The sequence below is a fragment of the Paraburkholderia sp. BL9I2N2 genome, assembly GCF_004339745.1.
GTDB lineage: Bacteria > Pseudomonadota > Gammaproteobacteria > Burkholderiales > Burkholderiaceae > Paraburkholderia.
On the sequence record NZ_SMGP01000003.1, the window covers coordinates 993,415 to 1,006,490 of the forward strand.

Annotated in this window: 9 protein-coding genes and 1 pseudogene; 2 read left to right on the forward strand and 8 right to left on the reverse strand. The window is 62.2% G+C overall.

Annotated elements, in window-relative coordinates:
• Nucleotides 1-23 precede the first annotated feature (23 nt).
• From B0G74_RS35435 to B0G74_RS35470, 8 genes and pseudogenes are all read right to left on the reverse strand, one after another.
• A complete protein-coding gene (locus tag B0G74_RS35435; RefSeq protein ID WP_132380945.1) occupies nucleotides 24-857 on the reverse strand; it encodes an ATP-binding cassette domain-containing protein in 834 nt (277 codons plus the stop codon).
• Nucleotides 847-1,689 carry an ABC transporter ATP-binding protein gene (locus B0G74_RS35440; protein ID WP_132380947.1) on the reverse strand — a complete coding sequence of 281 codons (843 nt, stop codon included), beginning with the start codon at nucleotides 1,687-1,689 and terminating at the stop codon, nucleotides 847-849. The genes B0G74_RS35435 and B0G74_RS35440 overlap by 11 nt, the downstream gene beginning before the upstream one ends.
• Complete coding sequence (locus B0G74_RS35445) at nucleotides 1,686-2,657, reverse strand: ABC transporter permease (RefSeq protein ID WP_132380949.1); 972 nt, start codon at nucleotides 2,655-2,657, stop codon at nucleotides 1,686-1,688. Before B0G74_RS35445 ends, B0G74_RS35440 begins: the two co-directional genes overlap by 4 nt.
• Nucleotides 2,654-3,589, reverse strand: a complete 936-nt coding sequence (locus B0G74_RS35450) for an ABC transporter permease (protein WP_132380951.1) — start codon at nucleotides 3,587-3,589, stop codon at nucleotides 2,654-2,656. Before B0G74_RS35450 ends, B0G74_RS35445 begins: the two co-directional genes overlap by 4 nt.
• A gap of 7 nt (nucleotides 3,590-3,596) precedes the next feature.
• Nucleotides 3,597-5,162 (reverse strand): ABC transporter substrate-binding protein, encoded by a 1,566-nt coding sequence (locus B0G74_RS35455; protein ID WP_132380953.1) that lies wholly within the window; start codon nucleotides 5,160-5,162, stop codon nucleotides 3,597-3,599.
• A gap of 145 nt (nucleotides 5,163-5,307) precedes the next feature.
• Nucleotides 5,308-5,832: pseudogene (locus tag B0G74_RS35460) on the reverse strand (isochorismatase family cysteine hydrolase).
• 341 nt (nucleotides 5,833-6,173) lie between these two features.
• On the reverse strand, nucleotides 6,174-7,256 hold the full coding sequence (locus B0G74_RS35465; RefSeq protein WP_132380955.1) for a LacI family DNA-binding transcriptional regulator: 1,083 nt from the start codon (nucleotides 7,254-7,256) through the stop codon (nucleotides 6,174-6,176).
• A 230-nt stretch (nucleotides 7,257-7,486) separates the two neighbouring features.
• Nucleotides 7,487-8,392 carry a LysR family transcriptional regulator gene (locus tag B0G74_RS35470; protein ID WP_132380957.1) on the reverse strand — a complete coding sequence of 302 codons (906 nt, stop codon included), beginning with the start codon at nucleotides 8,390-8,392 and terminating at the stop codon, nucleotides 7,487-7,489.
• Nucleotides 8,393-8,488: 96 nt separating this feature from the next.
• Between B0G74_RS35470 and B0G74_RS35475 the strand changes: the two genes are divergently transcribed.
• Both B0G74_RS35475 and B0G74_RS35480 read left to right on the forward strand, forming a co-directional pair.
• Nucleotides 8,489-12,088 (forward strand): indolepyruvate ferredoxin oxidoreductase family protein, encoded by a 3,600-nt coding sequence (locus tag B0G74_RS35475; RefSeq protein ID WP_132380959.1) that lies wholly within the window; start codon nucleotides 8,489-8,491, stop codon nucleotides 12,086-12,088.
• Entirely contained in the window at nucleotides 12,085-13,017 is a 933-nt protein-coding gene (locus tag B0G74_RS35480) for a branched-chain amino acid transaminase (RefSeq protein ID WP_132380961.1), read from the forward strand. The genes B0G74_RS35475 and B0G74_RS35480 overlap by 4 nt, the downstream gene beginning before the upstream one ends.
• Nucleotides 13,018-13,076: the final 59 nt, after the last annotated feature.

Here is a 13,076-nt window from a genome sequence, read left to right on the forward strand (position 1 = left end):
CTGCTTGACCCGGATCTTCTTCTTTACTGCTCAGATCGCCTCTCTTGCAGCCGGCCAATGCCTTTCGGGACCGCCGCCAGCAACTCCGTTGTGTAGCGCTCGCGTGGTTCGAACAGCACCTGATCCACGGCTCCCGCTTCGACGACGCGCCCTTCTCGCATCACCACCACCCGCTGGCACAACTCGCCGACCAGCGCCAGATCGTGGCTGATCACGACCAGCGAGACACCGGCGCTCTGGTGGAGGTCGCGCAGCAGCCGGATGATCTCCGCCTGGATCGATACGTCGAGCGCGGAAGTGGGTTCATCGGCAACGACCAGTTCCGGACGGCGCGCGAGCGCCCGTGCGATGCCCACGCGTTGGCGCTGGCCGCCCGATAACTGATGCGGATAGCGCGCCAGCACGAATGCCGGCAGCCGCACCATGTCGAGCAACTGGCGCACCGGCACGCCGTCGTTGCCGATCGCTTCCGCCAGCGTCGTGGCAATCGTCTTGCGCGGGTTCAGTGAGTTCGTCGTGCTTTGGAACACCATCTGGACACGCTCGCGAAACGTCGCGTTCTGCGCTCGCGTCATCGTGTTCAACGCGTCGCCTCTGAAACAGATCGAGCCGGAAGTCGGCGCGGTGAGGCCGACCATCATGCGCGCGACAGTCGATTTGCCGCTGCCGCTTTCGCCGACGATAGCGAGCGCGTCGCCCTTCGCCACCTCGAGACTCACGCCCGACACCGCATGAAAGCGGCGCCGGTTGAACATGCGCTCGAGCGGCGAACGCGCCAGCGCATAGGATTTGCCGACCTCCTGCAGCGCGAAGATCGGCTGCGTGGCGAGAGCGGCGTTCGGCACACTAACGGACATCGCGCGTCTCCTCAGGTTGATGACGGCCCGTAGCACGCGTAACCGGCAAACGCGGAATGCTCGCGATCAGATGCCGCGTGTAGTCGTGCGAAGGCCGCAGAAAGATATCCTCCACCGAGCCGGCTTCGACCACGCACCCCTGCTTCAGCACGACGGCGCGTGAACACAGTTCCGCCATCAGGTCGAGGTTGTGCGTGATGAACACGAGGCCGAGATCCATCTCGTCCACCAGCGTTCGCAGTAACTCGACGATCTGCGCCTGCACGGTCACGTCGAGCGCGGTAGTGGGCTCGTCCGCGAGCAGCAGCGCCGGTTCACAGACAATCGCGGCGGCAATCATCGCGCGTTGTTTCATGCCGCCGCTCAGTTCGTGCGGATACGCGCGCTCCGTGGTGCGCGGGTCTTTGAAACCGACGCGTTCGAGCACGCCATGCACTTCGTCGCGGATCGCGCGGCCGCGCAGCGGACGGTGCGCGCGGATCACGTCGGCGAGTTGCGCGCCGATCGTGAAGGCAGGGTTAAGCGCCGTCGCCGGATCCTGGAAGATCATGGAGACGCGCCGTCCACGCAATGCCCGCATAAGCGCCTCCGAAGCACGGCCCAGGTCTTCGCCGTCGAGCACGATCCGGCCGCCGCTGATACGCCCCGCGTTGCCAAGCAACCCGAGCACCGCCAGCGACGCGACACTCTTGCCCGAACCCGATTCGCCGACGAGACCGACCGCCTCGCCGCGTCCCACGTGCAAATCGAGTCCATGCAACACTTCGGTCTGCGTCTTGCCCGAACCGAAAGTGACGCGCAGGCTTTCGATCGACAGAAGCGCTTCGTTCATAGCGACGCTCCCGGCACATTCGCCGCATGCGCATTGCGCCGCCGCGGGTCGAGAATGGTGCGCATCGAGTCGCCGAACAGATTGAAGGCGAGCACGCTGACGAACACCGCCGCGCCCGGAAACACCGACACCCACCAGTTGTCGGTGAAAATCAGTGCGCGCGCATCGGAGAGCATCGCGCCCCAACTCGGCGTCGGTGGTTGCACACCGAGTCCGATGAAACTGAGCGACGCTTCCACGATGATCGTCACGCCGAGCAGCAGCGACGCCTGGATCAGCACCGGCGAGATGATGTTGGGCAAAACGTCGGAGAGCATGATGCGCGCCTCGCTCGCGCCTTGCAGAACCCGTGCGGCGACATACTCCGCTTGCGACTCGGCCTTCGCGAGACTATGGGTGAGCCGCGCAAGACCCGGCGCGTACAGCACGCCGATCAGCAGCACGAGCTTGGTTTCATTCGAAATGGCGAGCAATCCGACACGCAGCGTATCAGTGCCGGTAATGCCGACGAGCGCGATCGCCCAGATCAAGAGCGGAATCGACGCGAGCACTTCCATCACTTTCATCAGCGTTTCGTCGAGCCATGAGCCGGATTTGCAGCCGGCTACGAGGCCGATGCCCGTGCCGAGCACGAGGCCGATCGCGACTGCGCACAGTCCGATGGATAGCGACGCGCGAGCGCCCCATATCGTGCGGCTCAGAATGTCACGGCCCACCTGATCGGTACCGAGCCAGAATGCCGCGCTCGGCGCTTCCAGCCGATGTTCGATATAGAGCTGCAGCGGATCCTTCAAGGGCAGCCACGGCGCGCACAATGCAATCACGCCCAGCAGCACGATCGTTACGAGACCGATAGCACCAGCCGGTTCATGCATCAGCGCGCGCAGCAACCGGCCGGCCGATGCGAGCCATGCGCCGAGCACAGGTGGCTTGCGGTGCACGTTGGGTAGCGATGAATCAGCCATCATGTTCTGTTCGCCTTCGGGTCGAGATAACCATGCAGTACGTCGGCGCACGTGTTCGACGCGATGAAGATCGTCGTGACCACGAGCACGATGGCCTGCACCGTTGGATAGTCGCGCTGGAAGATCGCCGTGAGCAACGCACGCGAGACGCCCGGCAGATTGAAAATCTGTTCCACGATCAACGCCCAGCCGAACATGTAGCCGTAACTCATCGCGGCCGTGCTCACGAGCGACGGCAACGCGTTCTTTAGTGCATACAGGCGAATACGCGACGGCGACAAACCGAGCGCTCTGGCGGTTCGCACATAATCCTGCGAGAGCGCGTCAACCATGTTCGCCCGCACCAGACGGCTCAGCACGGAGATGTAGTACACCGACATCGTCAGGACGGGCAACACCAGCGCGAGCAGATGAGCCGCCGATCCGTCCGACCAGGGCGTGAGGCCGCCCACCGGAAACCACCCGGTTTTGAGCGCGACATAGCGGATCAGCAGCAGCCCCAGCCAGAACGACGGCACGGATAAACCGACGATCGCCACAGCTCGCAGCAGATGGTCCGTGCCGCTGTTCTCTTTCAGTGCCGCCACGGTGCCGAGCACGATCGACACCACGATCGTGAAGATGAACGACAGCGTGACGAGCTCGACGGTATTCGGCAAGGTATCGGCGATCTGCGGCCCGATCGAATTGCCGGTCACGTAGGACTTGCCGAAATCGAGCGCGAGCGCACCGTTCAGCCACGTGCCGTATTGCGCGGCGACAGGCCGGTCGAGTCCATATTGATGATTGAACGCGGCAATCTGTTCGACACTTGCGTCGCTGCCCAGGGTCAGACGCGCGGGCGACACGGGTGTCGCGCGACACATCGCGAACAGCAACGCGCTCACCACAAGTAGCACCAGCACGGACGAAAAGAGCCTTGAAACGGCTTTCATATCCACCTCACGCCTTCGCGAGATAAACGTTGTCGAGCATCAGCGAGAAGCCGGTGTTCACCTGGAAATCCTTGACGTTGCTGCGCCACAGGTTCTGCACTTCCAGCGCGCCGATCCAGACGGCCGGACAGTCGCGCGCCAACACCTGCTGAAGCTTCGCGAGGATCGGCTTCAGCGCAGCCGGATCGTCGACCAGATAGCTGTCGTCGATCAGCTTCAGTAGTTCGGCACTCTCGTAGCCGCTCGCTTTCCAGAGACTTTCGGTTGGCCGGAACAGCGCATTGAGCAGATACGTCGGCTCCGGCGGTGCGATGAAACCGGTCAACGCCGCAGCGTGGTTACCGACCAGCACCTGCGAGATCATCTGCCCGAAATCGAGTGGACGCAAATTGACTCGCACACCCAGCGACGCCAGTTGCGCCTGAATGAAAAGCGCCGTCGACGATGTATCGATCAGATACGCAGGCTGCACGTACAGTAGATCGAACGACGCGCCACTCGCGTACTTCGAGCTTTTCAACGCCGCTCGCGCATGGTCCAGATTGAACGCCAGGCTTCCGGCCGAGCCAGCGTCGTACCACGACGACTCCGGCGCAAATGGCATGCTGCTCCCTTTCACTGCGCCGTAGCACAGATCGCGGCAGATCTTGGCGCGGTCCAGCACAAGCGAAACCGCACGGCGAAACGCCGGGTCGTCGAACGGCGCCTTGCGGTTGTTCAGGCACATCATCAGCGGGCTGGTCGGCGATGCGCGGCTATCGCCCGCAAGGCCCGCCGACGTGCGGATCTGCGCAAAGGTTTGGGCCGGCGGCGCACTAATGATCTGCGTCTGGTCCGACATCAGCGAAGCGAGCCGCGACGACTCTTCCGGAATGATGCGGAACACGATCTTGTCCCAATGCGGCTCGCCTTTGCCCCAGTAAGCCGGATTGCGCTTCAACTCGACGAAGTCGTTCGCTTTCGACTGCACGAAAATCGCCGGGCCGGTGCCGACACCGACCGGCGTCTGCTTGAAGTAGCCATCCGGGTGCTGCTCGCGGCTGCCTGCCGGAAAAATACCCATGTACTTCGACATGTAGTCGAGCAACGGCCGGTAGGGACGCTTGAGGCGGATCACAGCGGTGTGCGCGTCCGGTGCGCTCACCGACTCGATCACAGTCCAGAACGGACGGCGGAACGCCTTGTTCGCGGGATTCAGCACGTAATCGAAGCTATATTTCACGTCGGCGGAAGTGAAGGGTTGGCCGTTCTGAAAGTTCACGCCGCGCTGCAGATCGAATGTGTAGGTCAGTTTGTCCGGCGAAATCGTCCACGCGCGCGCCAGTTGCGGCACCCGCTGACCGCGCGCGTCGATGCCGACCAGATTCTCGAAGATCAACTGGTTGATCGCCATCACGTCGTGATTCGGCTGGTTGATCGGATCGAGCGTTTGCGGATTGCTCGGAATGGCGACCGAGAGCACCCCTGCTTGCGCCGCGAAGACGCGGCCTTCGAATGCGAACGGCAGTGAAAGCCCCGCGATACCCGCGGCGCCTGCGCGCAGCAGTTGTCGTCGCCTGTTGCTGAAAGTCATGAAATCCTCTGCTTTTTCAATGCCGCGCAACTCAACATGTGTTAGTGAATCGATTCACAGACAATAGTCAGGTTGGCGCGACGAGTCAACTTTTTAAAAATATCGGAAACCCTGGCTGGCGCGTTCAGAGCGCTTTGCGGCGGACCTATGCGAGCAGCGACGCGGCATCTGCGAGCGACAGCACCGTGGTGCGCGAATCGAATGCCGTGGAAAAAAGATGATCATGCACGACCTGGTCCGGGTCGTAACAGCAATCCTTGACGGTGTACAGGCGGAAGTCCGCGTCGCTCGCATAGGCGACCGACGACAGCACGACGCCGGTCGACGCAATTCCGACCATGATCAGCGTATCGATACCCTGCGCGGAAAGCCGCGCCTGTAGATCAGTACCGAAAAACACGCTGACACGATGCCCGATGATGAGCGGTTCGTTGGCTTACTGGCCGAGTTCCGACGCGATTTTGTCATTGATGAAAAGGCCGAGTTGCTTGAGCCCTTGCCCGTTCTTGTTCAACGGGCTGACTTCCGGATAGCCTGGACTGAACTGGATCTTGGCGAAATAGACGCTGACGCCTTTGGCCCGCGCGGCATCGCACAACTTGCGCGTGTTGGCGAGCAGCGTAGGCGCGACAGATGGAAAGAGCCCCAGGATGTCGGTCTGATAATGCATCACAACAAGCGCCGTTTGTGCCGGCACGATCGCCGGTATCTGCGCACCCACGCTTTGCGCGGACGCGGCGCTGATCGCGCCATCTCCACAGCCATCAAGGCCGAGTCCCGTCGCCACCGCGCCGGCCAGCGCGCCCGCCGTTTTCATAAACCGCCGACGGCCCGCACGGCCGCCTTCCTCGTTCTCGCCCTGCCCCGATCGTAAGTCGTTTTTCCTGTCGCTCATATCATGCCTTGAGTTTTTGGTGAATCGATTCATTTACCGTCCATGCGCAATGTCGGCGGCGAAAAATCCGCTGTCAAGCAACTTTGCGATCGGGCAAACCCTGGGAATCGATCCGGCTAGCGCTTTTTGCGGCGGGCAGGACTGCGTGGCGCGCCGCACGACTCGCGCACGATCATCCGCATGGGATGTTTGGAGCGACGGATGCCGGACGGCGCGCTGCCGTCGATCAGCTGCAACATCATGTCCGCTGCTTCGCGGCCGACGTCGCGCGGGTTCTGCGTCACCACGGTCAATGCCGGCGACGCGATTCCGGAATACTCGTGCTCGCCGATGGAAATCACCGACAGGTCTGCCGGGATCGACAGCCCGGTTTCCCGCACGACTTCAAGCACGATGGCCACGTCGTTCAGCGTGGCGATGATCGCGGAAGGCGGCTGCGGAGCGCTGAGCAGCGCCCGGCAGACGTCCTTGTTGAAGGCGCTGGTGCGCAGCACGAGCGCCGGATCGAGCGCGATGCCGGCGGCCTCGCACGCGGCCAGATAGCCACGTACCATCTCGCGGCCTACCCACGTGTTTTCGTGGCCGGCCACAAGCGCAATCGCGCGATGCCCGAGCGACGTGAGATAGCGCACAGCCTGACGGCAGCCGTCGGCGTGATCGGTCAGTACCGAATTGAATTCGCCCTGGGCATCGCGCTCCCACAGCACGACCGGCATATTCAGGGTATGCAGGAAGTTGAAATAGGAAGGCGTCTCGTCGTCGGAAATCGCGCCGATGAATCCGTCGATGCGGCGTTGCTTCAGGCTCGACAGAATGGCCCGTTCGCGCTCGAGATCGTAATGTGAATTGGCGATCAGAATCTCGAAACCCCTTGCCCGCAGGCGCTCTTCGGCGGCGCTCACCATCTGTGCGGCGGTGTGCTGCGTGATGTCGGAAATCAGGCAGCCAATCGCGCTCGAACTGCCTTTGCGCATGCTGCGCGCCACCACGTTCGGCACGAAATTCAACTCGGCCACCGCGGCACGCACCGCCTCCTGAATGGCCGGCGCCACATTCTCGCGGCCGTTCAGCACACGCGACACCGAACCGACCGACACCTTCGCGAGACGCGCGACGTCCTGCACGGTGGGCGAGCCCTGCGGAGATTTGCGGCTGCGCAACGCAGGCTTAACGGGTTTGCTGGCTCTCTCTTTGGGCATGACGGAAGGCGGAACGGTGGTCGATCGATTCTCGATGAATCGATGCATCGGGCCGATTATAATGCGTCCCGGCTCTAGCTCATGTCAGCGCGGCCTTACGGCGCGGGCCGGCAGTCGTCCGTGCACAAGGAAAACAGTCGTCAGCCCATGCGAAAAACAGATACGTCTGGATCGCCAGCGTCAAGTCGGGCGGTGCAATGTCATTCTCACCGGGCCGCCCACACCTTCCTTCAACTCCCGCATGCATGAATGAGGAACTGCTGGAACGCCACGGCCGGCGTATCCAGCGTTGCGCCTTTGCGCCACAACATGCCCGCATCCATCTGCGGAATCGCGTTGAAAATGGGCCGCGCGTCGATCCGCTTGCCTTCCAGCGACCACGGTCGAAACACCATGTCCGACAGAATCGTGACGCCGAAACCATGCGCAACCAGACCGCGCAGCGCTTCCATTGAACTGGTGCGAAAGGCGATATTCGGTTCGACATCGTTCTGCTTCCAGTAACGCAACGTGGACTGCTCGCCTTCGTCCACCGTAATCAAAATATATGGATAGCTCGCGATATCAGCGAGCGAAGGCGCATTGAGTTGCGCAAGAGGATGGGTGAGCGCGGTCCACAACTGCCGGCGCGAGCGAATCAGTACATGGTGGCCGAAACGCCTGATATTTTCGACGTTGGAGAGCAGAACGATGCCGAGATCGACGTCGCCCGAGAGCACGGCCTGCTCGATCGATTCGCGGTCCAGGTCGTGCAGATCGATCACGATGTCGGGATACGTCGCGCGAAAACGCGCCATCAACTCGGGTAGGAAATAGCCCAGCACCGTATACGACGCCGCAATGCGCACGGTCCCTTTCAGATCGTGCGAGCGGAACGGCGCCTTGTAGACCGCGTCGCGCACCGAATCGAGTATGTGTCTCGCGTGGTTCAGAAAATCGTGCCCGTCCGGCGTCAACGTGACCCCTTGAGGCAGGCGTTCGAAGAGCCGCGTACCCAGGGTTTCCTCCAATGCGAGCACGGCATTGGTGATCGCCGATTGCGACACATGCTCGGCCGTCGCCGCCATCGAAAACTGCCCGCTCTGGGCGGCCGCCACGAAGTAACGCATCTGCCGCAGGGTAACGTCTTTTGACATGTGTTTTTCGAATAGCAGGATTCGGTATTCGTGATTTTACGTTGGAAATTCCGCTTCCTATACTCCGCTTCCAATAAAGCCGCCGGAGACCTCACCATGAACGCCCCGCTAACGTCCCCGCTACGTGACGCGCTTGCCGACGTATCGCTCGACGACAAATACACGCTCGAAAAGGGCCGCGTTTATATGAGCGGCACTCAGGCGCTGGTGCGGCTGCCTATGCTGCAGAAGGCGCGCGACCGCCGCGCCGGCCTCAACACGGCGGGCTATGTGTCCGGCTATCGCGGCTCGCCGCTCGGCGCGCTCGATCAGGGCCTATGGAAAGCGAAGAAGCATCTGAAGGAACACGACGTCGTGTTTCAACCGGGGGTCAATGAGGACCTTGCGGCGACTGCCGTGTGGGGCACGCAGCAGCTCAACCTCTGGCCGGGCGCGAAGGTCGACGGTGTCTTCGGCATGTGGTACGGCAAGGGGCCGGGTGTAGATCGCACCGGCGACGTCTTCAAGCACGCGAATTCAGCCGGCACCGATCCGAACGGCGGCGTGCTGGTGCTGGCGGGCGACGACCATGCGGCGAAGTCGTCGTCGGTCGCGCATCAATCCGAGCACATGTTCGTGGCAAGCGGCATTCCGGTGCTGTATCCGGCAAGCGTGCAGGAGTATCTCGACTATGGTCTGCACGGCTGGGCTATGAGTCGCTACGCAGGTCTGTGGGTTGCGATGAAATGCGTGACGGACGTGGTCGAGTCAAGCGCGTCGATCGACATCGACCCGGACCGTTTGCAGATCGTCCTGCCCGACGACTTCGACATGCCCGAAGGCGGCCTGAATATCCGCTGGCCCGACCCGCCGCTGGCACAGGAGGCGCGTCTGCTCAACTACAAGTGGTACGCGGCGCTCGCCTACATTCGCGCGAACAAGCTCAATCGCGTGGTGATCGACAGCCCCACTCCGCGCCTTGGCATCATGACCGCGGGCAAGGCGTATCTCGACGTGCGGCAGGCGCTCGCCGACCTCTCGCTCGACGACGAAACCTGCGCGCGCATCGGCATTCGCGTGCTGAAGGTGGGTTGCGTATGGCCGCTCGATGCGCAGAACGCGCGCGACTTCGCAACCGGGCTCGACGAGATTCTGGTGGTCGAAGAAAAACGCCAGATTCTCGAATACGCGCTCAAAGAGGAACTCTATAACTGGCGCGACGACGTGCGTCCAAAGGTGTTCGGCAAGTTCGATCAGCGTGACGACGAAGGCGGCGAATGGTCCGTGCCGCGCGGACAGACTTTACTGCCCGCGCACTACGAACTGTCGCCCGCCTTGATCGCGAAAGCGATCGCCCGGCGCCTCGCCAAAGCCGATCTGCCTGCCGATCTGCGAGCGCGGATCGATGCGCGCGTGGCCGTGATCGAAGCCAAGGAGCGTGAGGCTGCCACGCCGCGTTCCGTGCCGGAGCGGCAGCCGTGGTTCTGTTCGGGCTGCCCGCACAACACGTCGACACGCGTGCCGGATGGCTCGCGCGCACTGGCCGGCATTGGCTGTCACTACATGTCGATGTGGATGGACCGCAAGACGGAGACCTTCAGCCAGATGGGCGGCGAAGGTGTCGCGTGGACCGGCCAGATGCATTTCACGAATGAGCGCCACGTGTTCGTCAATCTGGGCGACGGCACCTATTTCCATTCGGGTCTGCTAGCGATTCGCGCCGCCATTGCGGCAGGCGCGAACGTCACCTACAAGGTGCTCTACAACGATGCGGTCGCGATGACCGGCGGCCAACCGGTGGACGGTGTGCTCACCGTCCCGCAGATCGCGTTTCAGGTCGTTGCCGAGGGCGCGAAGCACGTGCTGATCGTGACCGACGAGCCGGAGAAATACGACGCGAACATTCGTCTTCCCGAAGGAGTGACGGTCTATCACCGCGACGAACTCGACCGGTTGCAGCGCGAGTTGCGCGAAGTGGCCGGTACATCGATTCTGATCTACGACCAGACCTGTGCGACCGAAAAACGCCGGCGCCGCAAACGCGGTACGTATCCCGATCCAGCGAAGCGCGCCTTTATCAATGACGCAGTGTGCGAAGGCTGTGGCGATTGCTCGGTGCAATCGAACTGCCTGTCGGTCGAGCCGCTGCAAACGTCGCTCGGCACCAAGCGCAAGATCAATCAATCGTCGTGCAATAAAGACTTTTCGTGCGTGAACGGCTTCTGTCCGAGTTTCGTTACGGCTGAGGGCGCACAGGTGAAAAAGCCCGCTAAGCACGCATCCGCAGCCGCGTTGCCCGATTTCGCGGCACTGCCGCGGCCCGCGATTGCTTCGTTATCCAAGCCGTATGGCGTGCTGGTGACCGGTGTCGGTGGAACCGGCGTCGTGACGATCGGCGGCTTGCTTGGCATGGCGGCTCACCTCGAACACAAGGGTGTCACCGTGCTCGATATGGCTGGGCTCGCGCAGAAAGGCGGCGCTGTGCTGAGCCATGTGCAGATCGCCGCGGCACCCGACCAATTGCATGCCACGCGGATCGCGGCCGGCGAAGCGCGCCTGATCCTCGGCTGCGATGCGATTGTTTCCGCTTCCGCTGAAGTCCTGGCACGCACGCAACGCGGCGTGACGAAAGCGGCGATCAACAGCGGCGCCACGCCGACCGCACAGTTCGTGCGGGATCCGCACTGGAGCTTTCCGGCCGATCAGACACGACAGGATCTGCGCGCGAGCATCGGCGACGACTGCGACTTCATCGACGCCAATCGTCTCGCGCTCGCACTGTTAGGTGACACGCTCTATGCAAATCCCCTGTTGCTCGGCTTTGCCTGGCAACGCGGCTGGCTGCCGCTCAGCTACGAAAGTCTCGATCGCGCGATCGAACTGAATGGCGTGGCCGTCGAAAAGAATCGTCTGGCGTTCGAATGGGGCCGCTACGTCGCGCAGCACGGTGAAGCCGCCGTGGAGGATTTTACGCCGCTCGCCGGTAAGCAGCAGGCCATCGTCGTGCAGATGCCCGAATCGCTGGGCCGACTGATCGAGCGCAACGTCGAGCGGCTGAGTGTCTATCAGAACCCGCGTTATGCGGCGCGCTATGTTGCAGCCGTCGAACGGCTGCGCGAGAAGGAAGCGGCTGTTGTGCCGGGGTCGAAGCCTCGGCTCACGCCGGTGGTCGCGCGCAATCTCGCGAAACTGATGACCTATAAGGACGAGTACGAAGTGGCCCGTCTGTATGCGGACCCGGCCTACATGGACAAGCTGCGCGCGCAGTTCGAAGGCGAGCCGGGTCGCGATTACAAGCTCGCGTTCCATCTCGCGCCGCCATTGCTCGCCAAACGCGACGAACACGGCCGCCTGAAAAAGCAACGATTCGGGCAATGGATGCTCACGGTATTTCGCGTGCTCGAAAAATTCAGGTTCCTGCGTGGCACTGCGTTCGACGTATTCGGCAAGACGGAGGAACGGCGCAATGAACGTGAGCTGATCGAACAGTACTTCGCGCTGGTCGACGAGTTCTGCGCAACGCTCGACATCGCCCGATTCGATGCGGCGCTGAAGCTCGCCGATCTGCCGGGCGAGATTCGCGGCTTCGGTCACGTCAAGGAGCGCAACGTGCTCGCCGCGGCACCGAAGCGCGAACGCTGGCTTGCCGAATACCGGGCCGATGCGGACAGCACGCCGCCCGTTTCATCCTCTCAATCTTTCGAAAAAGCGTTATGAAAACGACTATGCATGACCGTGACGGCGTGATCTGGCTAGATGGCGACCTGGTGCAGTGGCGGGACGCGCAACTCCACTTTCTGACTCATTCGCTCCACTATGGCATGGCGGTATTCGAAGGCGTCAGGGCATACGAGACCGCCGCGGGTCCCGCGATCTTCCGGCTCGACGACCACACGAAAAGACTCTTCAATTCCGCAAAGATCTTTGAAATGGCTGTGCCTTTCAGCGCGGAGACGATTCGCGAGGCGCAACTGGAAGTGGTGCGCCGCAATCAGCTGACCGCGTGCTATCTGCGGCCTCTCGTATGGCTCGGCAGCGAACAGATGGGCCTCGGTGCGCGCGGCAACACGGTTCACGTCGGGATCGCAGCGTGGCCTTGGGGCAGCTATCTCGGCGAGGAGGGACTCGCGCGCGGCATTCGTGTCAAGACATCGTCGCTATCGCGTCACCATGTGAATGTGTCGCTGGTTCGCGCCAAGGCGAGCGGCTACTACATCAACTCGATTCTGGCCAATCGCGAAGTCACCCGTAACGGTTACGACGAGGCGCTGCTGCTCGACACGGAAGGCTATGTGTCCGAGGGCGCGGGTGAAAACGTTTTCATCGTGCGAAATGCTGTGCTGTATACGCCGGACCTGGCCTCGTGCCTCGACGGCATCACACGCGCGTCGGTCATTGAAATCGCGCGGGATCAGGGCCTTCAGGTCGTCGAAAAACGCATTACGCGCGACGAAATGTACTGCGCCGACGAAGCCTTTTTTACGGGCACGGCAGCCGAGCTGACGCCCATTCGTGAACTCGACGATCGCGTGATCGGCAACGGAGAGCGTGGACCGGTCACCGCAAAGCTGCAGGACACGTTCTTCGCCGCGGTCGCCGGCAAATCGGAACGCTACGCACACTGGCTGACGCACGTGGTCCGCTGAACGCGATATTTGCCAGGAGCCGGCGCTATCGTGCCGCTCCCGGCTCACTTACGACACGA